At 74.1% G+C, this 24,400-nt stretch carries 20 protein-coding genes and 1 pseudogene; 14 read left to right on the top strand and 7 right to left on the bottom strand.

Annotated features, from left to right (window positions below; genetic code table 11):
* Nucleotides 1-12: 12 nt before the first annotated feature.
* Complete coding sequence (locus ACFYPR_RS24685) at nt 13-822, bottom strand: DNA-formamidopyrimidine glycosylase family protein (RefSeq protein ID WP_354859220.1); 810 nt, start codon at nt 820-822, stop codon at nt 13-15.
* 109 nt (nt 823-931) lie between these two features.
* Here ACFYPR_RS24685 and ACFYPR_RS24680 point away from each other — a divergent pair, with 109 nt between their 5' ends.
* Entirely contained in the window at nt 932-2,200 is a 1,269-nt protein-coding gene (locus ACFYPR_RS24680; RefSeq protein ID WP_387262681.1) for a hypothetical protein, read from the top strand.
* A gap of 24 nt (nt 2,201-2,224) precedes the next feature.
* Here the strand turns inward: ACFYPR_RS24680 and ACFYPR_RS24675 are convergent, their stop codons facing one another.
* The gene (locus tag ACFYPR_RS24675; RefSeq protein WP_039905669.1) at nt 2,225-2,467 is read right to left on the bottom strand and encodes a CPCC family cysteine-rich protein; all 243 of its coding nucleotides are present in this window, start codon (nt 2,465-2,467) and stop codon (nt 2,225-2,227) included.
* A 25-nt stretch (nt 2,468-2,492) separates the two neighbouring features.
* Nucleotides 2,493-3,293: an S-adenosyl-l-methionine hydroxide adenosyltransferase family protein gene (locus ACFYPR_RS24670; protein WP_387262678.1), complete on the bottom strand. Its 801-nt coding sequence runs from the start codon at nt 3,291-3,293 to the stop codon at nt 2,493-2,495.
* A 189-nt stretch (nt 3,294-3,482) separates the two neighbouring features.
* Between ACFYPR_RS24670 and ACFYPR_RS24665 the strand changes: the two genes are divergently transcribed.
* Nucleotides 3,483-4,097, top strand: a complete 615-nt coding sequence (locus ACFYPR_RS24665; protein WP_355133500.1) for a hypothetical protein — start codon at nt 3,483-3,485, stop codon at nt 4,095-4,097.
* Nucleotides 4,098-4,588: 491 nt separating this feature from the next.
* On the opposite strand, the gene ACFYPR_RS24660 is transcribed toward ACFYPR_RS24665, so the two are convergent.
* Nucleotides 4,589-9,361 carry a DEAD/DEAH box helicase gene (locus ACFYPR_RS24660; protein WP_387262675.1) on the bottom strand — a complete coding sequence of 1,591 codons (4,773 nt, stop codon included), beginning with the start codon at nt 9,359-9,361 and terminating at the stop codon, nt 4,589-4,591.
* A 178-nt stretch (nt 9,362-9,539) separates the two neighbouring features.
* Here ACFYPR_RS24660 and ACFYPR_RS24655 point away from each other — a divergent pair, with 178 nt between their 5' ends.
* The 10 genes from ACFYPR_RS24655 (at nt 9,540) to ACFYPR_RS24610 (ending at nt 19,825) form a co-directional block, all read left to right on the top strand.
* Nucleotides 9,540-9,926, top strand: a complete 387-nt coding sequence (locus ACFYPR_RS24655) for a hypothetical protein (protein ID WP_354859914.1) — start codon at nt 9,540-9,542, stop codon at nt 9,924-9,926.
* A 131-nt stretch (nt 9,927-10,057) separates the two neighbouring features.
* Nucleotides 10,058-12,892: a Na+/H+ antiporter subunit A gene (locus ACFYPR_RS24650; protein ID WP_354859917.1), complete on the top strand. Its 2,835-nt coding sequence runs from the start codon at nt 10,058-10,060 to the stop codon at nt 12,890-12,892.
* Complete coding sequence (locus ACFYPR_RS24645; RefSeq protein WP_387262672.1) at nt 12,889-13,377, top strand: Na(+)/H(+) antiporter subunit C; 489 nt, start codon at nt 12,889-12,891, stop codon at nt 13,375-13,377. The genes ACFYPR_RS24650 and ACFYPR_RS24645 overlap by 4 nt, the downstream gene beginning before the upstream one ends.
* Before the next feature lie 19 nt (nt 13,378-13,396).
* Entirely contained in the window at nt 13,397-14,902 is a 1,506-nt protein-coding gene (locus ACFYPR_RS24640; protein ID WP_363937062.1) for a Na+/H+ antiporter subunit D, read from the top strand.
* Nucleotides 14,899-15,504 carry a Na+/H+ antiporter subunit E gene (locus ACFYPR_RS24635; RefSeq protein ID WP_354859921.1) on the top strand — a complete coding sequence of 202 codons (606 nt, stop codon included), beginning with the start codon at nt 14,899-14,901 and terminating at the stop codon, nt 15,502-15,504. Before ACFYPR_RS24640 ends, ACFYPR_RS24635 begins: the two co-directional genes overlap by 4 nt.
* Nucleotides 15,501-15,764: a monovalent cation/H+ antiporter complex subunit F gene (locus tag ACFYPR_RS24630; RefSeq protein WP_354859923.1), complete on the top strand. Its 264-nt coding sequence runs from the start codon at nt 15,501-15,503 to the stop codon at nt 15,762-15,764. The genes ACFYPR_RS24635 and ACFYPR_RS24630 overlap by 4 nt, the downstream gene beginning before the upstream one ends.
* Entirely contained in the window at nt 15,764-16,171 is a 408-nt protein-coding gene (gene mnhG / locus ACFYPR_RS24625; protein ID WP_354859970.1) for a monovalent cation/H(+) antiporter subunit G, read from the top strand. Before ACFYPR_RS24630 ends, mnhG begins: the two co-directional genes overlap by 1 nt.
* A gap of 161 nt (nt 16,172-16,332) precedes the next feature.
* Nucleotides 16,333-17,688: a hemolysin family protein gene (locus tag ACFYPR_RS24620; protein ID WP_387262669.1), complete on the top strand. Its 1,356-nt coding sequence runs from the start codon at nt 16,333-16,335 to the stop codon at nt 17,686-17,688.
* A complete protein-coding gene (locus ACFYPR_RS24615; protein WP_354859928.1) occupies nt 17,685-18,749 on the top strand; it encodes a hemolysin family protein in 1,065 nt (354 codons plus the stop codon). Before ACFYPR_RS24620 ends, ACFYPR_RS24615 begins: the two co-directional genes overlap by 4 nt.
* A 146-nt stretch (nt 18,750-18,895) precedes the next feature.
* Nucleotides 18,896-19,825 (top strand): sporulation protein, encoded by a 930-nt coding sequence (locus ACFYPR_RS24610; RefSeq protein WP_387262667.1) that lies wholly within the window; start codon nt 18,896-18,898, stop codon nt 19,823-19,825.
* A gap of 6 nt (nt 19,826-19,831) precedes the next feature.
* On the opposite strand, the gene leuE is transcribed toward ACFYPR_RS24610, so the two are convergent.
* Nucleotides 19,832-20,503, bottom strand: a complete 672-nt coding sequence (gene leuE / locus ACFYPR_RS24605) for a leucine efflux protein LeuE (RefSeq protein WP_354859933.1) — start codon at nt 20,501-20,503, stop codon at nt 19,832-19,834.
* A complete protein-coding gene (locus ACFYPR_RS24600) occupies nt 20,503-21,744 on the bottom strand; it encodes a bifunctional pyridoxamine 5'-phosphate oxidase family protein/GNAT family N-acetyltransferase (protein ID WP_387262664.1) in 1,242 nt (413 codons plus the stop codon). The genes leuE and ACFYPR_RS24600 overlap by 1 nt, the downstream gene beginning before the upstream one ends.
* Before the next feature lie 34 nt (nt 21,745-21,778).
* Here ACFYPR_RS24600 and ACFYPR_RS24595 point away from each other — a divergent pair, with 34 nt between their 5' ends.
* On the top strand, nt 21,779-23,119 hold the full coding sequence (locus ACFYPR_RS24595; RefSeq protein ID WP_387262661.1) for an aminotransferase class I/II-fold pyridoxal phosphate-dependent enzyme: 1,341 nt from the start codon (nt 21,779-21,781) through the stop codon (nt 23,117-23,119).
* Between the two features lie 260 nt (nt 23,120-23,379).
* Complete coding sequence (locus ACFYPR_RS24590) at nt 23,380-24,084, top strand: UdgX family uracil-DNA binding protein (protein ID WP_354859940.1); 705 nt, start codon at nt 23,380-23,382, stop codon at nt 24,082-24,084.
* 84 nt (nt 24,085-24,168) lie between these two features.
* On the opposite strand, the pseudogene ACFYPR_RS24585 reads toward ACFYPR_RS24590, so the two are convergent.
* Nucleotides 24,169-24,400 (bottom strand): annotated as a pseudogene (locus ACFYPR_RS24585) (hypothetical protein); the annotation flags it as partial.

Below are 24,400 nucleotides of genomic sequence, written 5' to 3'. Positions count from 1 at the left end.
GTGGGGGCCCGGTCAGCCGGGCGGTGGGGTGTGCGGCTGCTCCGGCTGGCAGACCGGGCACCAGTAGGTGACCCGTTCGCCCAGCTCCTCCTTGCGGATGGCGGTGCCGCAGCGGCGGCACGGCTGGGCGCGGCGGCCGTACACGTAGCTGGTCTGACCCCGATGCAGCGAGCCGGTGGTGCTCTGCGTCCAGCGGCCCCGGTTGGCGGCCAGCAGCCGCTGGGCGAGCGCCACCGTGGCGGGCAGGTCCGGCACCGCGGCGACGGGCGTCCACGGCGACACGCCCCGCAGGAACAGCACCTCGCACTTGTAGAGGTTGCCCACCCCGGCCAGGTTGCGCTGGTCGAGCAGGGCCTCGCCGATGCTCTGCTCCGGGTGCGCGGCGAGCCGGTGGACCGCCTCGGCCGGGTCCCAGTCCGGGCCGAGCAGATCCGGCCCGAGGTGACCCACCAGACCGTCCTCCTCGGCGGTCGGCACCAGGGCCAGCTCGTGCAGGTGGTAGCCGACCGCCACCGCGCCGGGGGTGCGCAGCACCACCCGGATCAGGTGGGCGGGCCGACCGCTCCACCGTTCCCCCGGCGCGTACGCCCGCCACGCGCCGTCCATCCGCAGGTGGGAGTGCAGCGTCCACCGCGCGTCGTCCGGGGCGGTGAGGCGCAGCAGCAGGTGCTTGCCCCGGCTGGCCGACTCGCGGACGGTCCACCCGGTGAGGTCGGTGGTGGCCAGCTGCGGCACCCGGAAGTCGGACCCGGTGAGCCGCGCGCCGGCCAGCGCGCGGTGCAGCACGCGGGCGGTGTTCCAGACGGTGTCACCTTCGGGCACCCTGCCATCCTCCCTCTTTCGAGCAAGATTCGCATGTGTCGCTATTTGTAGGCAGGTTCCTCATGATCTCCTGACATGCGAGGGTCAGGGGGTTCTGAGGAGAATGCCCATGACGCGACCTCATTGTCGTATCCGATCCGCTACCCTCACCGCCACCCTCGCCCTCGCGCTCACCGCCGCCGTCGCGCCCGCCACCAGCCTTTTCCCCAGCGCCGTACCCGCAACCGCCACGTCGCTCACCCTGACCGCCGCCGTGCCCGGTGTGGAGCGGTGGAGCGCCAACCTGTCGGTCGTCGACCGTGACGACGTCAACGTCCGGCGTACCGCCGCCGGGCTGCGGCTGCGCGAGGCGCGCACGGCCGGGCGCAGCCCGCGCAGCCCGCACAGCGCGGTCGCCGAGGGCATGCTGCTGACCGCACCACGCACCCTCGCCCGACCGGCCACCCGGGTCCGCGCCGAGATCAGCGCCGACGTCCCCGCCGGCGCCAGCGTGGAGGCGCAGGTCCGCGGTTGGCGGGTCAGCGGCTGGACCGAATGGCGGTCCGCGACCGCCGGCGTGGTCTTCGACCGACCGGTCCGCCGGGTGCAGACCCGGGTGGTGCTGACCGCGCGGGCCGGCGGCGCCACCGCGACGGTACGCGGCGTCCAGCTCACCGCCGACGCGACGGCAGCCGTCTCCGCCGCCACGCCCGGCCTCACCTACCGGGTGTACGCCACCCGGATCGGGCTGGTCGGCGAACTGACCGCCAACGGCCGCACCATCGCGCCGCGCGACCACTTCGCGGCGCTACCGTCGCGCCGGAGCCTCTCCCCGCTCAACAGCGGCGACTACACCGTGCGGGTCTGCACCACCACGGGCGCCCGCTGCGAGTACGCCCCGGTCTGGGACGTCGGGCCGTGGAACACCCGCGACGACTACTGGAACCCGTCCGCCGTACGGGAGAACTGGAAGAACCTGCCGCAGGGCCGGCCCGAGGCGCAGGCCGCCTACCAGTCCGGCTACAACGGCGGGCGGGACCAGTTCGGGCGTACGGTGCTCAACCCGGCCGGCGTCGACCTGGCCGACGGCACGTTCACCGACGGCCTGCAACTCACCACCAACGCCTGGGTGGACGTCGCCTACCTGTGGACCGGCGGCGGGCCGCGCGGCGTCGTCGGTGCCGGGCCGCTCAACATCCGCAGCGGGCCCAGTACGTCGTACAGGGTCCGCGGCCTCGCCGCCCGGTTCGCCAACGTGCCGATCCAGTGCTACGTCACCGGTCAGTCGGTCGCCGGCCCGTACCGCACCACCACCAGGTGGAACCGCCTGGCCACCGGGCAGTACGTCAGCCAGGCGTACATCTCCGCCGTCTACGGCGGCGGCGTGCCGGTCTGCTGAGTCGGCCCTACCCCGGCGGGGTCGTCAGGGACGCTCGTCGGGGCGGGCGGGGCGCACCATGTCCTGGTAACGCGGGTGGCTCGCCCCGTACACGGCGTAGTTGAGCCGGGCGTGCGACAGGCTCAGGTCGCCGTTCGCGCCGCCGCGCACCGCGTCGGCGTCGGCGTCGCTCTGACCGTCGTCGGTCCAGAAGCAGACCGGGCAGGTCCCGCCGCCGGTCCGAGAGGCACAACAGGGACAGCCCACGGGAACTACGTGTTCACCCACCGGGGCAGCATTCCATAGTCGAATGTCACCCGGCCACCCGCAGGAGGTCGCCCGGACGCACCCCGAGGACGTCCACCGCTCGGCCGCCGTTGACCGCCACCGCTACCAGATCGGCCGAATCGACGTACACCACCAGGCCGCCCTCCGGTGCGTCGCCGAACGTCCGTCCGCGCACCGCCGCGTGGGCCGGTGCGGGCCCCGGCAGGCCCACCCGGACGGTGGCCGGGAGCGGGCCGAGCACCTCGGCCGGTGCGGCCAGTTGGACGTTTCCGAAGTGGTCGACGGTCAGCACCTCGGCGGTGAAGCCCTCGGCGTCGCGGGCCACGACCGCCGGCGGCAGCCGGACGAGCCCGTCCGGGTCGACCGCCGGACCCGCCTCGGCCAGCGGCGCGCCGAGCGCCAGCCGGGCCGCCACCGGGGCGAAGACGTCCCGGCCGTGGAACGTGCCGGACACCCGGGCCGCCAGCCAGCGCGGCTCGGTCAGCTCCACCGCGGCGGTCACCCCGCCGAGCGCGGCAGCGGCGTCCGGCAGCAGCCCGTTGTCCGGGCCGACCAGCAACCCACCCGGGGTGGCCAGCGCGACGCCCCGCCGGGCGGTGCCCACCCCCGGGTCGACCACCGCCACGTGCACGCCCACCGGCAGGTACGGCACCGTCTGCGCCAGCACGGCGGCACCGCGTCGGACGTCCGCCGGCGGCACCAGATGGGTCACGTCGATGACCCGGGCGGCCGGCGCGATCCGGGCGATCACCCCGTGGCAGGCGGCCACGAATCCGTCGGTGAGGCCGTAGTCGGTGGTCAACGAGACCCAGGGCGTGACAGCCATGCCGGCAGGTTAACCGTCGACGTCGGTCCGCGGTTCCACCAGTGGGATCTCCGGCTTGAGCCGACGGGCGCGTCGGTGCCCGCCGGAGCGTACCCAGGCCGTGCGGCCGATCGCCGGTGGCGGATATGGGACAGCGCGGTGGCTGACCGGCCACTGCCGCCGTCGGGCGTGGCCCGGCAGACTGCCCTGGTGACACATCGGAGCCTGCCCGCCGTCGGGATCCTTCTGGTCGCCGTCGCGCTGACCGCCGGCTGCGGCAGTGACGACGACAGCCCTCGGGCGGCCCCGCCGGCGTCGCCCGTCGCGACCCTGGCGGCGAGCGACCTCGCGAGCGCGCCGACGCCGTCGGTGGTCCCGTCCGGTTCGGCCGATGCCGCCGGGCCGTCGGGTCGCCCCGCTCAGCCGACCCCGCCGCCCGCCGTGCCGCCCGCGCCGCCGCAGGGGCCGGTCGAGCGCCGGCCGGCCAGCCCGCCGCCGGTGGTGCTGCCCCCGCGCCCGGCCGGTGCGCCCGGTGCCCGCCAGGTGGTCGACGCCTTCAAGGCCGCCGGTCTGCGAGTGACGCACCCCAAAGACCGCTCCGTTGACTGTGGACCGGACGGTCTCGGTCTGGGCTGTTCCGAGATCGTCGCCACCGATGGCGTGACGGTCTACGTGTTCCCCGACGAGACCAGCGCCGGCGACATCGCCGAGACGTGGGGCGGCCAGTCGTACCGGCGCGGCGCCGTGGTGCTCAACTACCTCGAGGCGAAGACCCCGGCGGCCGACCGACTTCGCTACGAGAAGATCCTCAACAGCCTCCACTGACACCGAGCGCCGGCCACCAGCCGCCGCCGCCGACCGCCGACTGCCGACCGCCGACCGCCGACTGCCGACCGCTACGGGCCTTAGCGTCGGTGGCCGGGGCATGTCTGTCTCGTGAGCGATATGACTGTGAGTCATAAATATGACTCACAGTCATATCGCTCGACGGGAGATTGGCTAGCCGGTGGGCCGGTGGGCCGGTGGGCCGGTGGGCCGGTGGACCTGGCGGGCCAAGTGGACCTGGCGGGCCCGGGCCGGGTGGGCCTGGTGGGCCGGTGGGCCGACACCCCCCGGCGCAGCATGTCGCGTGGGCCTGGTGGCCTAAGTGGGCCGGGTGGGCGCGGGCCGGGTGGGCCCGGTGGGCCGGGTGGCCCAGGTGGGCCGGGCGGGAATGGCGGGCCGGTGGGCCGGACGGGCCGGGTGCGCCGAGTGGCCCAAGCGGGCCGGACGGCCAGTGGGCCAGGTGGCCGCCGCGCTGGCGTCGCGCGGTCTGATCAGCCGCGTAGGCGCAGGCCGCGCGGGGTGGCCCGGAAGCCGGCGGCGGTCAGCGCGTCGCTCAGCGGCGAGGAGTGCACCGCCTCGCCGTCGGCCCGCTCCACCGACATCGCGCCCAACGCTCCGGAGTGGACGGCGTCGGCGAGCGCCTTGCCGGCCGCCGCGAGCGTTTCGGCGTCGTCGGTGAAGGAGAGCAGCGTCCGGCCGCCGCGTTCCACGTACAACACCAGGTCACCGGCGACCTGCACCACCAGGGCACCGGCCTTGCGGCCGGCCCGGTGCCCGGTCGCGGGGGCGGCCCCGTCGCCGGAGTCGACGACGCGTTCCGGCCAGGGCAGCGCCGCGCCGTACGGGTTGGCGGGGTCGGTGGCCGCGAGGACTGTGGTCGGCCCGCTCCGGCCGCGCGTGCCGTCGGCCGGGTCGGCAAGCGCGCGGAGCCGGTCCACCGCGCCGGGCACCGCGAACTGCGCCGCGCCGAGGCCCTCGACGAAGTAGCCCCGGCGGGCCGCGCCGCGCTCCTCCAGCGCCGACAGCACCGGGTAGACGGCGGAGAACCCGCCGACCACCTGCTCGGCCATCACCGCGCCCCGGGTGACCACGCCGTGCCGTTCCAGCAGCACGTCGGCGAGGGCGGCGGCCCGCCTGGTCGGGTCGAGGTCCCGCTCGGGAAGACGCGACCAGCGGCCGGCGACGGTCGGTGGGCCGCTCCGGGTGGGCAGCGCCACCCGGCCGGGCCGCCGGTAGCGGGTGCGCGGCGCGGAGGGCCGCGACCGGTGCGCACCACCGGCGCCGAGCACCGCCCGCAGCGGGGCGAGGGTGTCGTTGGTGAGGTGGCCTGCCCAGACCAGATCCCAGATCACCCCGGTCAGCGCGGTGTCGTCGGTGGAGCCGACCCGGTCGGCCAGCGCGCGGAAGAACAGCGCCTGCCCGTCGCCGAGCGCGTCGAGTACCGCGTCGTGCAGCGGGGTACGGGTCAGCGCCTCGTCGGGCGGCGGGAGCAGCAGCGGCGCGGCGTCCGCGTACGCCAGGGTGACCCAGCCGTCGCCCCCGGAGATCGCCCCGGACCCGGCCCAGAGCACCTCACCGCTGGCGCACAGCTCGTCGAGGTGGGCGGGGGAGTAGTCGGCGACCCGGCCGGGCAGCACCAGCCGCTCCAGCGCGGACGCCGGCACCGCCGCGCCCTGCAACTGCTCCACGGTGGCGGCGAGCGCCTCCACGCCCCGGGCGGACGAGCCGACCTGCTGCCAGCGCGGCAGGAACGTGGCCAGCGCCCGGGGCGGCACCGGCTCGATCTCCCGGCGCAGCGCCGCGAGCGAACGGCGGCGCAGCATCCGCAGCACCTCGGCGTCGCACCACTGGGCGCCGGCCGTGTCCGGTGTGAACTCCCCGGAGACGACGCGGCCGGTGGCGGCGAGGCGGCGCAGCGCCTGCTCGACGACGAACACCCCGAGCCCGAAGCGCGCCGCGCAGCTCGCCGCCGCGAACGGCCCGTGGGTGCGGGCGTAGCGGGCCACCAGGTCACCGAGCGGGTCAGCCACCGGGGCGAGGTACGCCTCGGCCACCCCGACCGGCAGCGCCACGCCGAGGGCGTCGCGCAGCCGGGCGGCGTCCTCGATGCCCACCCAGCGCTGCTCGCCAGCGATGCGGACCCGCAGCACCCGGCGGGTGGCCTCCAACTCGGTCAGCCAGCCCTCCGGCACACCCCGCTCGGTCACCTCGGCGTCGCTCAGGTCGCCGAGCACCCGCAGCAGCTCGACCACGTCCTCCGCGTCGCGCGGGCGGCGCTGGTCGGTCAGCCAGCGCAGTTGCCGATCGGTCTCGGCGAGCACCGCCGGATCCAGCAGTTCGCGCAGGTCGACCCGGCCGAGCAGCTCGCCGAGGAGGGTGGAATCCAGCGCGAGGGCGGCGGCCCGGCGCTCGGCGAGCGGGGCGTCGCCCTCGTAGAGGAACGCCCCGACGTAGCCGAAGAGCAGCGACCGGGCGAACGGGGACGGCGCGCTGGTCTCCACCTCGACCAGGCGGACCTTGCGTGCCGCCAGGTCGCGCATGAGCCCGGCCAGCGCCGGCTGGTCGAAGACGTCCTGGAGGCACTCCCGGGCGGCCTCCAGGGTGACCGGGAAGTCGGCGTACTCACGGGCGACGTCGAGCAGTTGCGCGGCGCGTTGCCGCTGCTGCCAGAGCGGCTGGCGGCGGCGCGGGTCGCGGCGGGGCAGCAGCAGCGAGCGGGCGGCGCACTCCCGGAAACGGGCGGCGAAGAGCGCGGACGTGCCGACCGACTCCTCCACGAGCTGGGCGATCTCGTCGGGTTCGAAGACCACCACGTCGGCGCCGGGTGGCTCGTCGGCGGTGTCGGGCAGGCGCACCACGATCCCGTCGTCCGACGGCATCACCTGAGCGTCCACCCCGTACCGCTCGGCCAGCCGGCGGCCCACGGCGAGGGCCCACGGCCCGTTGACCCGCGCGCCGAGAACGCTGTGCACGGCCAGCCGCCAGTCGCCCAGCTCGTCGCGGAACCGCTCGACCACGATGGTGCGGTCGTCGGGCAGCGAGCGGGTGGCCTCCCGCTGGTCGCGCAGGTAGGCCATCAGGTTGGCGGCGGCCCAGTCGTCCAGCCCGCCGTCGCGCAGCGCGGCCAGCGCCGCCTCGTCGCTCAACCGCAGGAGGGTGCGTACCCGGGCGCCGATGGCCCGACCCAGCTCGACCGGGCGGCCCAGCTGGTCGCCCTTCCAGAACGGCATCCTGGCGGCCTGACCGGGCGCGGGGGAGACCAGCACCCGGTCGGGTGTGATCTCCTCGATGCGCCACGACGAGGAGCCGAGCAGGAAGACGTCGCCGACCCGCGACTCGTAGACCATCTCCTCGTCCAGCTCGCCGACCCGGGCGGCCCGCTCGGCGCCGGCCAGGAAGACCCCGAACAGACCCCGGTCGGGGATGGTGCCGCCGCTGGTCACCGCGAGGCGCTGCGCGCCGGGGCGGCCGGTGAGCAGGTCGCTGGCCCGGTCCCAGACCAGCCGGGGGCGCAGCTCGGCGAACGCGGTGGACGGGTAGCGGCCGGAGAGCATGTCCAGCACGGCGTGCAGCGCGGAGTCGGGCAGCTCGTTGAAGGGCGCGGCCCGGCGGACCAGCACGGCCAGGTCGCCGACCCGCCACGGCTCCAGAGAAACCATCGCGACGATCTGCTGGGCCAGCACGTCCAGCGGGTTGCGCGGGTAGTGCAGCTCCTCGATCGCGCCGTCGGTCATCCGCTCGGCGACGACCGCGCAGGACAGCAGGTCGCCACGGTGCTTGGGAAAGACCACCCCGCGGGAGACCGCGCCCACCTGGTGCCCGGCCCGACCGACGCGTTGCAGGCCGGCGGCGACGCTCGGTGGGGCCTCGATCTGCACCACCAGGTCGACCGCGCCCATGTCGATGCCCAGCTCCAGGCTGGAGGTGGCCACCACCGCCGGGAGCTGGCCGGACTTGAGCGCCTCCTCGATGTGCTTGCGCTCCTCGCGCGAGACGCTGCCGTGGTGCGCGCGGGCGATCACCGGCGCGGCGCCGGTGGCCGCGCCGGACTGGGCCATCACCTCGGCCGGCGCGCGACTGCTGCCCGGACCGGGCGCCGAGCCGCCGTTGGCCGGCGCGCGACTGCTGCCCGGACCGGGCGCCGAGCCGCCGTTGGCCGGCGCGCGGTTGCGGACCGGACCGGCCGGGCCACCCCACCGCTGCGCGCCGGGCGCCGGGCCGCCGTCGGCCGCCGGCTCGTCGCCCACCGACAACCCATCCGGTACGTCGATCGCGCCCGCGCCCGACGCGGAGGCGATCGCGGCGGAGGTGACCTCCTCGGCGGCCAGCTCGTTGAGCCGGGCGCACAGGCGCTCGGCGCTGCGGCGGGAGTTGGTGAAGACGATGGTGGAGCGGTGCTGACCGATGAGCGTGAAGACCCGCTCCTCGACGGCCGGCCAGATCGAGGCACGGCGTGGCCCGGGACCGCCGAGGGAATCCTCCGGCGGCTGCTCCTGGTCGTCGAGGCGGGTCATGTCCTCCACGGGGACCTGCACGCTGACCTCGATGGTCTTCGCCGTGGCCGGCTGCACGACGTCAACCGGCCGGGCGCCGCCGAGGAACCGGGCGCAGGCGTCGACCGGCCGGACGGTGGCGGAGAGGCCGATCCGTTGTGCCGGCGTGGGCAGCAGCTCGTCCAGGCGTTCCAGCGAGAGGGCGAGGTGGGCGCCGCGCTTGCTGCCGGCCACCGCGTGCACCTCGTCGACGATCACCGTCTGGACGCCGCGCAGCGAGTCCCGAGCGGCGGAGGTGAGCAGCAGGAACAGGGACTCGGGCGTGGTGATGAGGATGTCCGGTGGGGTGCGGGCGAAGGCCCGTCGCTCGTCGGCAGGTGTGTCGCCGGTGCGCATGCCGACGGTGATGTCCGGCGGCGTCACGCCGAGCCGGGCCGCCGCCTGCCGGATGCCGGCCAGCGGGGCGCGCAGGTTGCGCTCCACGTCGACGGCGAGAGCCTTGAGCGGGCTGACGTAGAGCACCCGGCACCGCTGCCGTGCCTCGGCCGGTGCGGGCTCGCGGGCCAGCCGGTCCAGCGACCAGAGGAAGGCGGCGAGCGTCTTGCCGGAGCCGGTGGGCGCCACGACGAGGGCGTTGCGGCCGGCGGCGACGGATCGCCAGGCACCGGTCTGGGCGGCGGTGGGCGCGGCGAAGGCGGCGTCGAACCAGGCGCGGGTGGCCGGGCCGAAGCCGTCAAGCACCCCGCCCTTGTCCGCATCTCCCCCGCTCACCGATCCATCCTGCCCCGCCGGTACGACAACGACGAGCGGCCCACGGGGGAACGTGCCGAGCTGGATGGAAAAAGCGATGGATGCGCCATTAATACGTTAAGTCTCACTTAACTGCTTGCTTGTAAGGAGCAACATAAAGTAACTTCACCCGCAACGCGAACCGGGTGGAGGGGATCGGATGGCCGGCGAGCCGCGACACGTCGAACCCGCCACCGATGTGCTGATCCGCAAGGTCGACAGTCACCTCGCCACGCTCCGCGGCGGCCTGCACGGGCCCGAGCTGGAACTCGCCGAACGCCTCGCCCGTTGCCTGCGCGAGATGGTCGTCTCCACCGCCCAGGCCAGCGCCGCCGACCGGGGGCAGGTCCGCGTCGCCGTGCACTATTTCGTGCTCCGCCGGGAGAGCCGCGGCCGGCTGCTCTCGATGCGGTCCCTCGCTGTCGCGGAGCGGGTCGTCGCGAAGGTCGCCCGCCAGCTCGGCCGCGTCGATCTGCTGAGCGAGCTGCACCTGGAGAGCTCGGACCTCGACGACGAGCTGACCATCGGCGACGCCCTGCTGCGCTGACCGCCGACCGCACACCAGGGCTCATAGCGGGCTTATTCCGGCAAAACCGCCCGAAGGGCGGAGAACTGGCGTTCGATCGCTGCTAGGCGCCACCGCTGCACGGGCGTCGGCCACCTCGATCGGGAGTGCGGGTGCTGGTACTGCTCATCCTCCACCTCGTGGCGGCCCTCGCCGCGCCGCTGCTCGTCCGGTGGTGGGGTCCGCGCGCGTGTTATCCGCTGGCGCTCGCGCCGGCCGCCGCGTTCGGCTGGGCGCTGGCCCGCACCCCGGCAGTCGGTCACGGCGGCGCGGTGGTCGAGACGTACCCGTGGATCGGGCAGTTGGACCTGGACATCGCGCTGCGCCTCACCACGCTGTCCTGGCTCCTGACCCTGTTGATCGGCGGCGTCGGCGCGCTGGTGCTGGTCTACAGCGCCCGGTACTTCGACGCGGGCGCGCCCGGGATGGCGCAGTTCGCCGCCGTCCTGGTCGCCTTCGCCGGCGCGATGCTCGTCCTGGTCTTCGCCGACGACCTGCTGCTGCTCTACGTCGGCTGGGAGCTGACGACGATCTTCTCGTACCTGCTGATCGGGCACAGCACCGAACGCCGGTCCAGCCGGTGGGCGGCGGCGCAGGCGTTGACCGTCACCACGGCGGGCGGGCTGGCCATGCTGGTCGGGTTCATCCTGCTCGGCCAGCACGCCGGCAGCTACCGCTGGTCGGAGATCGCCACCCACCCGCTGCCCGGCGGCGGCTACCTGATCACGGCGGTGCTGCTGATCCTGGCCGGGGCCCTGTCCAAGTCGGCGGTGCTGCCGTTCAGCTCCTGGCTGCCGGTCGCGATGGCGGCGCCCACCCCGGTCAGCGCGTACCTGCACGCCGCCGCCATGGTCAAGGCGGGCGTCTACCTGGTCGGGCTGCTCACGCCGGTGCTCGCCACGGTCGGCCCGTGGCGGCCCGTGGTGCTCATCGCCGGTGTGGCCACCATGCTCGTCGGCGGCTGGGCGGCGCTGCGGCAGACCGACCTGAAGCTGTTGTTGGCGTACGGGACGGTCAGCCAGTTGGGCCTGCTGGTCGCGGTGACGGGCGCGGGCACCCCGGACGCCGCGCTGGCCGCCACGGCGATGCTGCTGGCGCACGCCCTGTTCAAGGCGGCGCTGTTCCTGGTCGTCGGCGTCATCGACCACGGCGCCGGCACCCGCGACCTGCGCGAGTTGTCCGGGCTGCGGCGCTGGTCGCGGCCGTTGTTCGCGGTCGCGGTGCTGGCGGCGGCGTCGATGGCCGGCGTGCCGCCGCTGGTCGGGTTCGTCGCCAAGGAGGCGGTCTTCGCGGCGTTCACCGACGACCCGGTGCTCCTCACCGGGCTGGTCGCCGGGACGGTGCTCACCGTGGCGTACAGCGCCCGCTTCCTCTGGGGCGCGTTCGCCGACCGGCCGGGCGTCGAACCGGTCGAGCCGGTGCCGATCGCGCCGTCGATGCTGGTCCCCCCGGCCGTGCTCGCCGTCGTCGGGCTGCTCGCCGGCCCCGCCGCCGGCGTGCTGGACGGTCTGCTCAGCCCGTACGCCGAACTGCTCGGCGCGGTCGACGGGCACCTGACGCTCTGGCCCGGGCCGACCGCGGCGCTCGGTCTGTCCGTGCTGGCGCTCGCCGGCGGCGGCCTGCTCTTCGCGCTACGCGGACCGCTCGCCCCGGTGTTGGCCCGGCTCCGCGCGCCGGTCAGCGGCAATCAGGGGTACGAGTGGACCGTCGGCCGGTTCGACCGCCTCGCCATCGAGGTCACCGGCGCGACCCAGCGGGGCTCCCTGCCGCAGTACCTGGGCATCATCCTGATCACCCTCGTGCTGCTGCCCGGTGGGGCGATGCTCGCCGCCGGGCCGTGGCGGGCCGGGCTCCCGCTCTGGGACAACCCGTTGCAACCGGTGGTCGTGGTGGTGATCGCGGTGGCCGCGCTGCTCGCGGTCGGCGCCCGCCGGCGGTTGACCGCGATGCTGCTGGTGGGGATGACCGGCTACGGCACCGCCATGCTGTTCATCCTGCACGGCGCACCGGATCTCGCGCTCACGCAGTTCCTGGTGGAGACCGCGACCATCGCCGTGTTCGTGTTGGTGCTGCGCCGCCTGCCGGAGCGTTTCTCGGCCCGTCCGCTGCGCCGCAGCCGATGGACCCGCCGGGTGATCGGCGTGGCGATGGGCGTGGCGGCGGGCGGGCTCGCCCTCGTCGCGGCCGGGGCCCGTCGCGCACCGGACATCTCCGCAGTCTTCCCGGACCTGGCGGTGGGCGAGGCGTACGGCCGCAACGTGGTCAACGTGACCCTGGTCGACATCCGGGCCTGGGACACCATGGGGGAGGTGGCGGTGCTGGTGGTGGCCGCCACCGGGGTGGCCAGCCTGATCTTCGAGCGGTCCCGTACCGGGCCGCGACCGCGCCGGCCGGAGTCGGCCGATCGAGCGGCCCGGTCCGACCGGCCGGTCTGGTTGCGGGGCGGCCCGACGCTCTACGAGGAGCAGCGTTCGCTCGTGCTGGAGGTGGTCACCCGGCTGATCTTCCACACGGTGGTGCTGTTCTCGCTGTTCCTGCTCTTCTCCGGGCACAACGCGCCGGGCGGCGGGTTCTCGGGCGGACTGGTGGCGGGGCTCGCGCTGGCGGTCCGCTACCTGGCCGGCGGCCGGTACGAGCTGACCGAGGCCGCCCCGGTGGGCGCCGGCCTGATCCTCGGCGCGGGGTTGGCCGTGGCGGTGGGCTCCGGCGCGGTGGCGCTGGCGGCCGGTGGGTCGGTGCTGGAGAGCGCCAAGCTCGACCTGTCCCTGCCGCTGATCGGCGACGCCCACCTCGTCACCTCGCTGTTCTTCGACATCGGCGTGTACCTGATCGTGATCGGGCTGATGCTGGACATCCTGCGCAGCCTCGGCGCCGAGGTGGACCGGCACATCGAGGCCACCGGCACGGCGAGCGGCGGTCTGGCCGTCGACAAGGGCGGCCGGACATGACGGCGAGTGGCCCCGGACCCACGATGGTGTTGGTGCTCGCCGTCGCGGTGCTGGTCGGCTGCGGGGTGATCCTGCTGCTGGAGCGCAGCCTCACCCGGATCCTGCTCGGCGTGATCCTGCTCGGCAACGGGGTCAACCTGCTGATCCTGCTGGGCGGCCGGTCCGGTGGCGCGCCGGTCGTGGGCACCGGGCCGGTGGACCAGATGAGTGACCCGCTGCCGCAGGCGATGGTGCTGACCGCCATCGTGATCACATTCGGGTTCACCGCGTTCCTGCTCGCCGTCGCATACCGGAGCTGGTATCTCACCGGCGACGACGAGGTGCCCGACGACCTGGAGGACCGCCAGATCATCCGCCGGGCCGGGCGCAACGAGGTGGGGGCCGTCGACCACGGCGGCGAGGGCCCGGACGCCGACCCGGAGCAGGTCGATCCCGAGCCGGCCCGCCGACGGCTCCGGCGTGGCAGAGGGGACGGGGCGCGGTGAGCGGGGCGCGGGGGACGTGGTGAGCAGGCTCCTGCCGCTGCCGGTGGTGGTGCCGCTGCTCGGCGCGGCGCTGACCCTGCTGCTGGCCACCCGGCCCCGGGTGCAGCGGGCGGTCAGCGTGCTCTGTCTGGCCGTCACGTTCACCGTCGCGGTGGTGCTGCTGGTGCAGGCGTACCGGCACGGGCCGGTGGTGCTCGCGATCGGCGGGTGGCCGCCACCGGTCGGCATCGTGCTGGTGGCCGACCAGTTGGCCGCGCTGATGCTTGTGGTGTCCTCGGCGGTGACCCTCTGCGTGCTGCTGTACTCGATCGGCCAGGGCCGCAGCGAGACCAGCGAGAGCGCGCCGGTGGTCATCTTCCACCCGACGTACCTGGTGCTCACCGCGGGTGTCACCAACGCGTTCCTGGCGGGCGACCTGTTCAACCTGTTCGTCGGCTTCGAGATCCTGCTGGCGGCCAGCTTCGTGCTGATCACGCTGGGCGGCACCGAGACGCGGATCCGCACCGGGTCGACGTACGTGGTGGTCAGCATCCTCTCCTCGATGATCTTCCTGGCCGCGGTGGGGCTGGTGTACGCGGCCACCGGCACGCTCAACCTGGCGCAGCTCGCCCAGCGCCTCGACGACCTGCCGGACAACGTCCGGTTGACCCTGCAACTGATGCTGCTGCTCGCGTTCGCGATCAAGGCAGCGGTCTTCCCGCTGTCGGCCTGGCTGCCGGACAGCTATCCCACGGCCCCGGCCCCGGTCACCGCCGTGTTCGCGGGGCTGCTCACCAAGGTCGGCGTGTACGCGATCATCCGTACCGAGACGTTGCTGTTTCCGGGTGGTCAGGTCGACGGTCTGCTCATGGTCGTCGCCGGGCTGACCATGCTGGTCGGCATCCTCGGCGCGGTGGCGCAGTCGGACATGAAGCGGCTCTTCTCGTTCACCCTGGTCAGCCACATCGGCTACATGATCTTCGGGGTGGCGTTGAGCACCGCCGCCGGTCTCGCCGGCGCGATCTTCTACGTGGTGCACCACATCACCATCCAGACCACGCTGTTCCTGGTGGCCGGCCTGGTCGAGGAGCGGGCCGGCAGCACCGACCTGCGCCGTCTCGGCGGCCTGGCCCGAATGGCGCCCCTGCTCGGCGTCCTCTTCTTCGTCCCGGCGATGAATCTCGCCGGGGTGCCGCCGTTCTCCGGGTTCCTCGGCAAGCTCGGCCTGCTCCAGGCCGGTGTGGCGGCCGGCGGGGCGCTGCCCTTGACGCTGGTGGCGGCCGGCACGCTGACCAGCCTGCTCACCCTGTACGTGGCCTCCCGGGTGTGGAACATCGCGTTCTGGCGGGCGCCCCGGACCGTCTCCAGCGAGCCCACCGTCCGGCTGCCCACCGTGATGGTCGGCGCGACCGCCGCCCTGGTCGCGTTCGGGTTGACGCTCACCGTGCTGGCCGGCCCGCTCTTCGACGTCACCGCCGACGCGGCCACCGACCTGCTCCTGCGTACGCCGTACGTGCGGGCCGTCCTGCCCGGTGTCGTGCCGTGACCGGCCCGCGTGCGACGACCCCGACGGGCGCGACCCCGCCGGTGCGGAGCCGGTTCGGGCGTTGGCGGGACCAGGCGTTGGCGCTCGGCTGGCTGGTGCTCGTCTGGAACCTGCTCTGGGGTTCGATCAACCTCGCCAACATCATCGGTGGCCTGCTGGTGGGCGGCGCGGTCCTGGTGTTCTTTCCGCTGCCGGCGGTCAGCTTCGGCGGCCGGCTGCGGCCCGGTGCCCTGGTGGCGTTCGCGGGCCGGTTCGCCGTCGAACTCGTCAGCGCGAGCCTGCACATCGCCCGGATCGCCGTGCAACCCGGCTACCGCCCGCGCGGGGCGATCATCGCCGTGGCGCTGCGGGTTCCCACCGACCTCAACCTGGCGCTCACCGCCGAGGCGGTCTCGCTGGTGCCGGGCACGCTGATCCTCGAGGTGGACCGGGAGTCGGCGACGCTCTACCTGCACGTGCTGGACACCCACGGGCCGGCGGACCTGGCCCTCTCCCGGGAACGCACCCTCGACGTCGAGCGACGGATCGTCCGGGCGGTGGGCAGCGCGGCCGAACTGCGCCGCGTCGGGCCCCATCCCGTCGAGAAGGGAAACTCCCAATGATCACGTTCCTGGCCGTCGTCCTCACCACCCTGCTGTCGGTGACCGCGCTGCTCGCGCTGATCCGGCTCTACCGGGGCCCCTCGCTGCTGGACCGGGTGATCGCGGCGGACATGCTGCTCGCCACCATGGTCGGCGCGGTGGGCGCGGAGGCGGCGGTCAACCGGCACGCCACCACGCTGCCCGTGCTGGTGGTGCTCTCCCTGCTCGGTTTCGTCGGCTCGGTGTCCCTGGTCCGCTTCGCCGTGCGGGAGCAGGCGTGATGGTGGCGACCGGCGGACACTCGGCGGCCGGTGTGCTCGCGACGGCTGCCGACTGGCTCGGCGCCGCCTGCCTGGTGACCGGCGCGCTGCTCGCCCTGTCCGCCGCGATCGGTGTGCTGCGCTTCCCGGACGCCCTGTCCCGGATGCACGCGGCCACCAAACCCCAGGTGCTGGGAGTGCTCCTGCTGCTGCTCGGCATCACGCTACGGCTGCGGTCCGCGGCCGACGTCGGCACGATCCTGCTGGTGGCGGTCTTCCAGTTGGCCACCGCGCCGGTCGCGGCACAGATGATCGGCCGGGCCGCGTACCGGTCCGGCCGGTTCGACCGCGGCCTGCTCGACGCCGACGAGTTGGCCGAGCGCCCGGCGGGCGGCGGACCCGGCGACGGCCGCGCCCGGCCGGAGTGAACCGGACGATCGACGCCTTCGGCCCACCCTCAGCGGAGTCCCAGGCAACGCCGATAAAATAGCGGCATGATCGACTCTTCTGCCCAGGAGGGCAGCAGTAGCCAGCCGGGTCGTGCCCGGCATATTCCCGTCCCGACGGCCCCGGGAGCCCTGAGCGACCCGTGTTGATCGTCGTCGGCCTTCTCTTGATCATCCTGCTCACTGCCGCCACCGGTTACTTCGTGGCGCAGGAGTTCGGCTATGTCGCCGTGGACCGGGGCAAGCTGCGCCAGCTCGCCGACGACGGCGACCAGGCCGCCGCCCGGGCCCTCACCGTCACCAGCCGGCTCTCCTTCGTGCTCTCCGGTGCGCAACTAGGCATCACCGTCACCGCCCTGCTGGTCGGCTACGTCGCCGAGCCGTACCTCGGCGGCGGCCTCGCCGACCTGTTCGGCGTCGCCGGTCTCCGCGAGTCGGTCAGCCTGCCGCTGTCGGTGGCGCTGGCCCTGGTCATCGCCACCGTGGTGCAGATGGTCCTCGGCGAGCTGGCCCCGAAGAACCTCGCCATCGCCCGGGCCGAGTCACTCGCCCGGGCGCTGAGCCGGTCCACCCTCCTCTACCTGGCGATGGCCGGGCCGGTGATCCGGCTCTTCGACCGCGCGTCGATACGCCTGCTGCGCCGGGTCGGCATCGAGCCGATCGAGGAGCTGCCCAGCGGCGCCACCCCCGCCGACCTGGAACAGATCATCGCCGAGTCCCGCGAGGAGGGCAGCCTGGACGCCGAGATGTCCACGCTGCTCGACCGCGGGCTCGACTTCCGCGAGCTGACCGCCGGCGAGGCCATGGTGCCGCGCGTCGACGTGCACACCGTCCGGGCGCACGAGCCGGTGAGCCGGGTGGTCGAGCTGCTGGACACCGGCCACTCCCGCTTCCCGGTGCGGGGTGCCGAGGGCGTCGACGACCTGATCGGCATCGTCGGGATCGCCGAGGTGCTCGGCGTACCGCCGGGGGAGCGGGCCACCACCCCGGTGAGCGCGGTGGCGGGGCCGCCGCTGCTCGTGCCGGAGACCCTGCCCCTGCCCACGGTGCTGGACCGCCTGCGGTCCGGGCACCGGCAGATGGCCTGCGTGGTGGACGAGTACGGCGGCTTCGCCGGTGTGATCACGCTGGAGGACATCGCGGAGGAGCTGGTCGGCCCGATCCGGGACGAGGACGACCCGCCGGAGCGTGCCCCCGCGCGGCAGGACGACGGCTCGTGGGTGGTGCCGGCCCGCTGGCGGATCGACGAGGTCGCCGACAGCACCGGCATCGCGCTGCCCGAAGCCCCGGAGTACGACACGCTGTCCGGGCTGGTCATGCGCGAGCTGGGCCGGGTGCCGGAGGTCGGCGACCGGCTGGAGATCAGCCTGCTGCCCGAGGGTGCCGAGGTCGAAGACGGTGAGGCGGAGCCTCGGGCCCTGGTCGAGGTGCTCGCCGTGGACCGGCACGTCGCCGACTCGGTACGGCTGCAACTGAGCACGCCGGGGGTGACCGCGTGAGCCCCGGCATCGCGTTGTTCAGCTCGGGGGTCCTGCTGGCGCTGAACGGGTTCTTCGTGGCCGCCGAGTTCGCCCTGGTGGCCAGCAAGCGGTACCGGCTGGAGCAGGCGGCGGCCAGCGGCGGCCGGGCGGCCCGGGCCGCGCTGGACGGTGTCCGCGAGCTGTCGCTGATGCTGGCCGGGGCGCAGCTGGGCATCACGCTGTGCACCCTGGGGCTCGGCGCGCTGGCCGAACCGGCGATCGAGCACCTGATCAGCCCGCTGCTGCACGCGGTGGGGCTGCCCGACGCGGCCAGTCACGTGGTCGCCCTGGTCTTCGCCCTCGCTCTGGTGACCTTCCTGCACCTGGTGGTGGGGGAGATGGCGCCGAAGTCGTGGGCGATCACCGACGCCGAGCGTTCGGCGACGCTGCTCGCGCTGCCGTTCCGGGCCTTCGCCCGGGTGTCCCGGCCGGTGCTGTCGGCGTTGAACGCGCTGGCCAACGCGATCCTGCGCCTGGTCGGGGTCAACCAGCAGGATCAGCTCGCCCAGGTGCACGGCCCGGACGAGCTGCGGATGCTGCTGGAGCAGTCCCGCGAGCACGGGTTGCTCGGCGCTGAGCAGCACCAGCTGCTCACCAGCATGCTGGAGTTGCAGGGCACGTCGGTGGCGCAGGTGATGGAGCCGTTCGCCACCATGGTCACCGTCCGGCGCGACGACCCGGCCGAGCGGATCGAGCAGGTCAGCCGGGACAGCGGCCGGTCGCGGCTGGCGGTCCTGGACTCCAGCGGCGACGTCTGTGGCCTGGTGCACGTCCGGGAGGCGGTACGGGTGGTCACCACCGGCCGGGCCGCCACCGCCGGGGAGCTGATGACGCCGGCTTTCACCCTCCCGGCGACGTCCTCGGTCACCGAGGCGGTGGCCGCGATGCGCGCCCGGCAGTCCCAGCTCGCGCTGGTGCGCAACGGCGGTGGTCCGGCCCGCCCGATCGGCTTCGTCGCTCTGGAGGACCTGCTGGAGGAGGTCATCGGCGAGTTCGACGACGAGACCGACACGGTGCCGCGGGGCCGGCGGTTGCGGTGAGGCGCACGCCGACCCGACCGCGCTGCTGCGGTGCGGCGGGTCGGCGCGTCAGCATCCGGTCGAGGCGGCGGGCGTGAGGTGACCGCGACCGGGTAGGCGCGGTCGGTCCGGGGCCAGGGGGGCCTCGTCCCGCGAGGGGGCGCGCGGTGCGATTGACGGGGGTGTCTCGGGACTCCGGCTGGACCGGGCTGTCCGTGCGGACCACGCTGCCGAACCCGAGCACCCGTCCGGGCCTGCGTCTGCCGGGGCGGGTGACCCTCGCCGCCGGGCCGGACGACGTGCTCGTACGCCACATCCGGCTCGGCCTGGTCACCACTGTCGAGCCGGACGACCCGGCCGCGCCCCGGCGCCTCGTGCAGTTCTTCTCGCTGCCGATCGCCGGGCGGTTCGTGGTGCCGGCGGGTCGCCGGCGGGCGGTCGACTTCGCGTTGCCGTTGCCGTGGGAGATCCCGGTGACCACGTTCGGCGGGGTGCCGTTGCTGAGCCTGCGGATGGGTCTGCGGACCGAGGTGTCCGTCGACCCGGATCTGGACCAGGGGGCCATGGTGCCGGTCCTCGTGCACCCGATCCCCACCCAGCAGCACGTGCTGGCGGCGCTGGCCACGCTCGGCTTCATGATCCGCCAATCCGGGTTGCAGGAGGGCGGGCTGCCGGGGGTGGAGCACACCCTGCCGCTGCACCAGCGGTGGGGCTACTGGGTGGGCCCGCTCTACGCCGGCCCGGTCACCGAGCTTGAGCTGATCTTCGTGACGAACTCGGCGGGCCTGGAGGTGATCATGTGGCTGGACCGTCGGCTGTCGCTGGCCGGGATCACCCACCAGAGCATCAGCCGGTTCCGGATCTGGCACGCGGACGCCGGGCAGCGGGACTGGGTCGCCACCGTGGACGGCTGGCTACGTCAGGCGATCAACCGGCACGCTGCGGCTGCCGCGCACGCCGACTGGTCCGCCACCATCAGCCGGTCCGCCCATGTCAGCCGCCACCCCGACCAGCCGATCAAACCCGGTTACGGGCTGGGCGGCACGGCCGGAAGCGGAGGCGTGGGAGGCGGCTCCGGCGGCGGCGACGGCACCTGAGGGAGGTCAGCCGGCGCTGGCGGTGGCGAGCTTGAGGCTGAAGGCGAGGAAGAGGGCTGCCACTGCGGTGGTGCCGCCCACGGCGAGGCGACGCCGTTGGCGGAACTGGGCGGCCAGGAACGTGCCCGCGAAGATCAGCGCGGTCAGGTAGAGCGCGCTGGTGACCTGGGCGATCAGGCCGAGCAGCAGGAACGACAGCGCCGGCCAGGCGTAGTCGGGATCGACGAACTGGATGAAGAACGAGATGAAGAACAGGATCGCCTTCGGGTTCAGCAGGCTGATCACCAGCGCCTTGCGGAACGGGCTGCGCATCTGCGCCGGTTCCGCGGCGTCGATGAGCCGCGGCGTGTCCGGGTCGTTGCGGTCGCGCCAGCGCCGCCAGGCGCCGCGCAGCATGGTCACCCCGACATAACCGAGGTACGCGGCACCGGCGTACTTGATCACCAGGAACAGCGGCGGGTACGCCTTGAGCAGCGACGCCACCCCGGCGGCGGAGAGGACCATCAGCACCGCATCGCCGACCCACACCCCGCTGGCGGCCCGGTAGCCGACCCCCACGCCCCGCTTGGCGGCGGTGGACAGCACGAAGAGCGAGTTCGGTCCGGGTAGCAGGATGATGGCCACGGTGCCCAGCACGTACGTCCAGATGTCGGTGATCCCCAGCACGCCCGCCATCATCACGCCACCGACGCCGTCCGCAGAAGTCTTTCCCGCAGCCTGGCCTGTGCGTTAGGCCACTCGTCGACGGTCATCGCGTACTGCACGGTGTCCCGCCACGAGCCGTCCGGACGCTGGCAGTGCATCCGCAGCACCCCCTCCCGGGTGGCGCCGAGTCGTTCGATGGCCGCCTGCGAGCGGACGTTGCGGATGTCGGTGTGCCAGACGACCCGCACCGCGCCCAGGTCGTCGAAGGCCCGGCCGAGCAGCAGCAGCTTGGCCTCGGTGTTGATCCCGGTACGCCACCACGGCCGGCCGAGGAAGGTGTACCCGATCGCCACCGACCGTCGTTCCGGGTTGATCTCGTAGTAGGACGTGGTGCCGACCACCGCCCCGGTCCTCGCGCAGCGCTGCACCCAGGGCGCCCGCTCGCCGCGCTGCTGTGCGGCCAGCGCCGCGGCGACCACCTCGGCGGTCCCGGCCGGCTCGGTGGGCCGGGTAACGGTGAGGTGCCGCCAGACGTCGTCGTCGGCGGTGGCGCTGTGCAGGTCGTCGGCGTGCGCCAGGTCCAGCGGCTCCAGCAGGACGTGTTCGCCGCGCAGTGACACCGGGTCGTGCCAGGGCGTGCGGGCCGTCCGCAGGTACGCCGGCAGGGGCGCGGTGACCCCGCCGGCGGGTTGCGGCAGGCCGGCGGTCAGCCGCAACGGCAGTACGCCGGCCCAGTGCGGCAGGTGCAGGTCGGCCTCGTCCTCGCGGACCCCGCCGGTGCGGGACCGGACGGACACCTCCCGCAGCGGCAGGGCCAGCACCGCGGTCTCGGCCAGCTCGCGACGGTTCGGCGGGCGGCTGTCCGTGCTGCGTCCCGCGCCCACCTTGTCGACCAGCGCGGTGAGCATGGCGCTCTTCTCCTGCTCGTCGGTGACCAGCCGGGCGGTGCCGAGCGCGACCACCGAGCGGTAGTTGGCGCTGTGGTGGAACTGCGAGCGGGCGTAGACCAGGCCGTCGAGCAGGGTCACCGTGACGCAGACGGGCAGCCCGTCGCCCCGGGCGGCGAGCAGGGGCCGGCTGCCGGTGGACCCGTGCAGGTAGAGCGTGTCGCCGATGCGCACGTGCAGGGTGGGCAGCACCCGGGGCTCGCCGTCGACGGTGAAGCCGAGCGCGCAGTGGTACGCCTCGTCGAGCACGGCGTGCGCCGCCTCCCGGTCGTAGCTCATCCGGTCGCGCGAGCGGGTGGGAGTGGTCCGGGCGGTGGGTGGATACATGCGCGCCCCTTTGTTCTAGTACAATCTCCCGTTTGTGTCAGCACGCTATCAGTTCAGCGGGACGACGGCCGTCGCGATTTCGGCCAGCATCGAGTCGGGCATCCGTACCGGCGCCCTGCCACCCGGCGCCGCCCTGCCGCCGGTGCGGGCCCTCGCCGCCGAGCTGGGCGTCAGCCCGGCCACTGTCGCCCGCGCCTATCGGGAGCTGCGCCAACGCGGCGTGCTGGCCACCGCCGGCCGCCACGGCACCCGCGTCCGTCCGCGCCCACCGGTGGCCGCCCGCCGCTCCGTGCTACGCCCCGCACCGCTGCCGGACGCCCGCGACCTGTCCCGGGGCGAGCCCGACCCCCGACTGCTGCCCCCGATCGGCCCGCACCTGGCCGCGCTCGCCGCCGACGCGGGTCCTCCGGTCGGCTACTCGCAGGCCGGCGTGCTCCCGGAGCTGGCCGAGGCCGCCCGCGCCCGGTTGAGCGCCGACGGCGTACCCGCCGGGGACTTCACCCTCACCGGCGGCGCGCTGGACGGCATCGAGCGGTTGCTCGGCGCCCACCTTCGTCCCGGTGACGCGGTGGCGGTGGAGGATCCCGGCTGGGCCAACCTGCTCGACCTGGTCGCCGCGCTCGGGCTGCGGCCGATCGGTGTGCCGCTGGACGACGAGGGTCCACTGGTGGCCGGGGTGGCGGCCGCGCTGAGCGCCGGAGCGCGGGCGCTGGTGATCACCAGCCGGGCGCAGAACCCGACCGGCGCCGCCGTCTCCGCCGCCCGCGCCGAGGAGCTGCGCGCTCTGCTCGCCGGCCGGCGGGACCTGCTGCTCATCGAGGACGACCACGCCGCCGAGCTGGCCCGCGTACCCCTGCATTCGCTCGCCGGCGTGACCGGAAGCTGGGCCTTCGTGCGGTCGGTGAGCAAGCCGTTCGGCCCCGACCTGCGGCTGGCGGTGCTGGCCGGTGACGAGACCACCGTGGCCCGGGTGACCGGCCGGACGCGGGTCGGCGCCGGCTGGGTGTCCACCGTGCTGCAACGGCTGGTGCTCGCCCTCTGGGGGGACCCGGCGGTCGACGAGCTGGTGCGGCGGGCGGCGCAGAGCTACGACCTGCGGCGCGAGGGCCTGTTGGCCGCGCTCGCCGAGCATGGCCTGACCGCGCACGGCCGCAGCGGCATCAACGTCTGGCTGCCGGTGCCGGACGAGACCAGCGCGCTGACCGCGTTGCGGGACGCCGGCTGGGCGGTGGCGCCCGGCGCCCTCTACCGGATCGCCGCCCCGCCCGCCCTGCGCATCACCGTCAGTTCCCTGGCCGTCGAGGAGCTGACCCCCCTGGCCGCCGCCCTGGCCCGCGCCATCCATCCCTCCCCTGAAATGGGCTTCTCCACCTGACCTGCGAGCGGGGGTATCACGGCGATTCGGAGCGATTGGGGCGGGTATGCGGGCCGCCGGAGGTGCCTGATCATGGCTGCAGGTGGGAACCGCAAGGGGCTGTGGATCGCGATCGCGATCGCCATCATCGTGATCATCATTGTGCTGATCGCCATCGCGTCCGGTGGTGGCGGGGGCGGCAACGGCTACTGACGCGGCCGGGCCGCGCCCACCCGGGGCGTACCCGGCAGGCGATACCGAACGGGTATATAACAGTCGGCATGGCCGAGCAGACCGACAGCGCTCCCGGCGCCCAGCGGTTCATCCCGCCCGACGCCGACACCATCGACGAACTCCGCGCGGCGTCGGGTGGCTGTCGGGGCTGCGAGCTGTACCGCGACGCCACCCAGACCGTCTTCGGCCGGGGGGACGAGAGCGCCCGCGTGGTCCTCGTCGGCGAGCAGCCCGGCGACATGGAGGACCAGAAGGGCCTGCCCTTCGTCGGCCCCGCCGGACGGCTGCTGCGCCGCGCCGTCGACGACGCCAAGCTGGACCCGACGCAGCTCTACCTCACGAACGCCGTCAAGCACTTTCGTTTTGAGGCGCGCGGCAAGCGGCGCATCCACCAGACCCCGGACCAGGTGCACATCACCGCGTGCCGGCCCTGGCTGGTGGCCGAGTTTGCCCGGCTGCGCCCGGAGATCGTCGTCGTGCTCGGCGCCACCGCCGCCAAGGCGCTGCTCGGCCCGTCCTTCCGGGTGACGAGACAGCGCGGCGAGCTGCTGCCCTGGCCCGCGTCGGCCCAGCGCCCAGAGGACTTCCAACGGGTGCCGGTGGACGACACGGGGAAGCGGGCCGACGCGCCGCCGGCTCGGTTGCTGGCCACCATCCACCCGTCCGCGGTCCTGCGCGCCGACGACCAGGACAAGGCGTACGAGGGACTGGTCGCCGACCTGACGGTCGCCGCCCGCGCCCTGCCCGCCTGACCCAGGTGTTCCCGCCGGTGGTCGGGCGGTGCCCAGGCAACGCCGACGCGCCCGGCCAGAGGCCGGGCGCGTCGACTGAGGGTGTCAGATGATGCTGTTGAAGCCGCCCCAGCCGCTGCCGATCTGCTGGTTGCCGCTGAAGGGGACGCCGTTGTCGCGTTCGATGTTGTTGGGGTACAGCAGGAGGGCACCGCTGGTCGTGCGGCCCACCAGGTCCGTGTAGCCGTCACCGGTCACGTCCGCGCCGACCAGCGTGTCGAAGCCGCTCCAGCCGCTGCCGATCTGCCGGTTGCCGCTGTACGGGACCCCGTTGACG

The sequence above is a fragment of the Micromonospora sp. NPDC005254 genome (genome assembly GCF_042872525.1).
In the GTDB taxonomy this organism is placed as follows: domain Bacteria; phylum Actinomycetota; class Actinomycetes; order Mycobacteriales; family Micromonosporaceae; genus Micromonospora.
This window is presented reverse-complemented; position numbering and strand designations above follow the sequence as displayed.

What these genes read in the sequence shown, in the direction of transcription:
- ACFYPR_RS24670 (WP_387262678.1), bottom strand. Translation starts at nt 3,293, where the DNA reads ATGGCTGTCACGCCCTGGGTCTCGTTGACCACCGACTACGGCCTCACC.
- ACFYPR_RS24590 (WP_354859940.1), top strand. Translation starts at nt 23,380, where the DNA reads ATGGCCGAGCAGACCGACAGCGCTCCCGGCGCCCAGCGGTTCATCCCG.
- ACFYPR_RS24680 (WP_387262681.1), top strand. Translation starts at nt 932, where the DNA reads ATGACGCGACCTCATTGTCGTATCCGATCCGCTACCCTCACCGCCACC.
- ACFYPR_RS24600 (WP_387262664.1), bottom strand. Translation starts at nt 21,744, where the DNA reads ATGTATCCACCCACCGCCCGGACCACTCCCACCCGCTCGCGCGACCGG.
- leuE (WP_354859933.1), bottom strand. Translation starts at nt 20,503, where the DNA reads ATGATGGCGGGCGTGCTGGGGATCACCGACATCTGGACGTACGTGCTG.
- ACFYPR_RS24645 (WP_387262672.1), top strand. Translation starts at nt 12,889, where the DNA reads ATGACGGCGAGTGGCCCCGGACCCACGATGGTGTTGGTGCTCGCCGTC.
- ACFYPR_RS24630 (WP_354859923.1), top strand. Translation starts at nt 15,501, where the DNA reads ATGATCACGTTCCTGGCCGTCGTCCTCACCACCCTGCTGTCGGTGACC.
- mnhG (WP_354859970.1), top strand. Translation starts at nt 15,764, where the DNA reads ATGGTGGCGACCGGCGGACACTCGGCGGCCGGTGTGCTCGCGACGGCT.
- ACFYPR_RS24655 (WP_354859914.1), top strand. Translation starts at nt 9,540, where the DNA reads ATGGCCGGCGAGCCGCGACACGTCGAACCCGCCACCGATGTGCTGATC.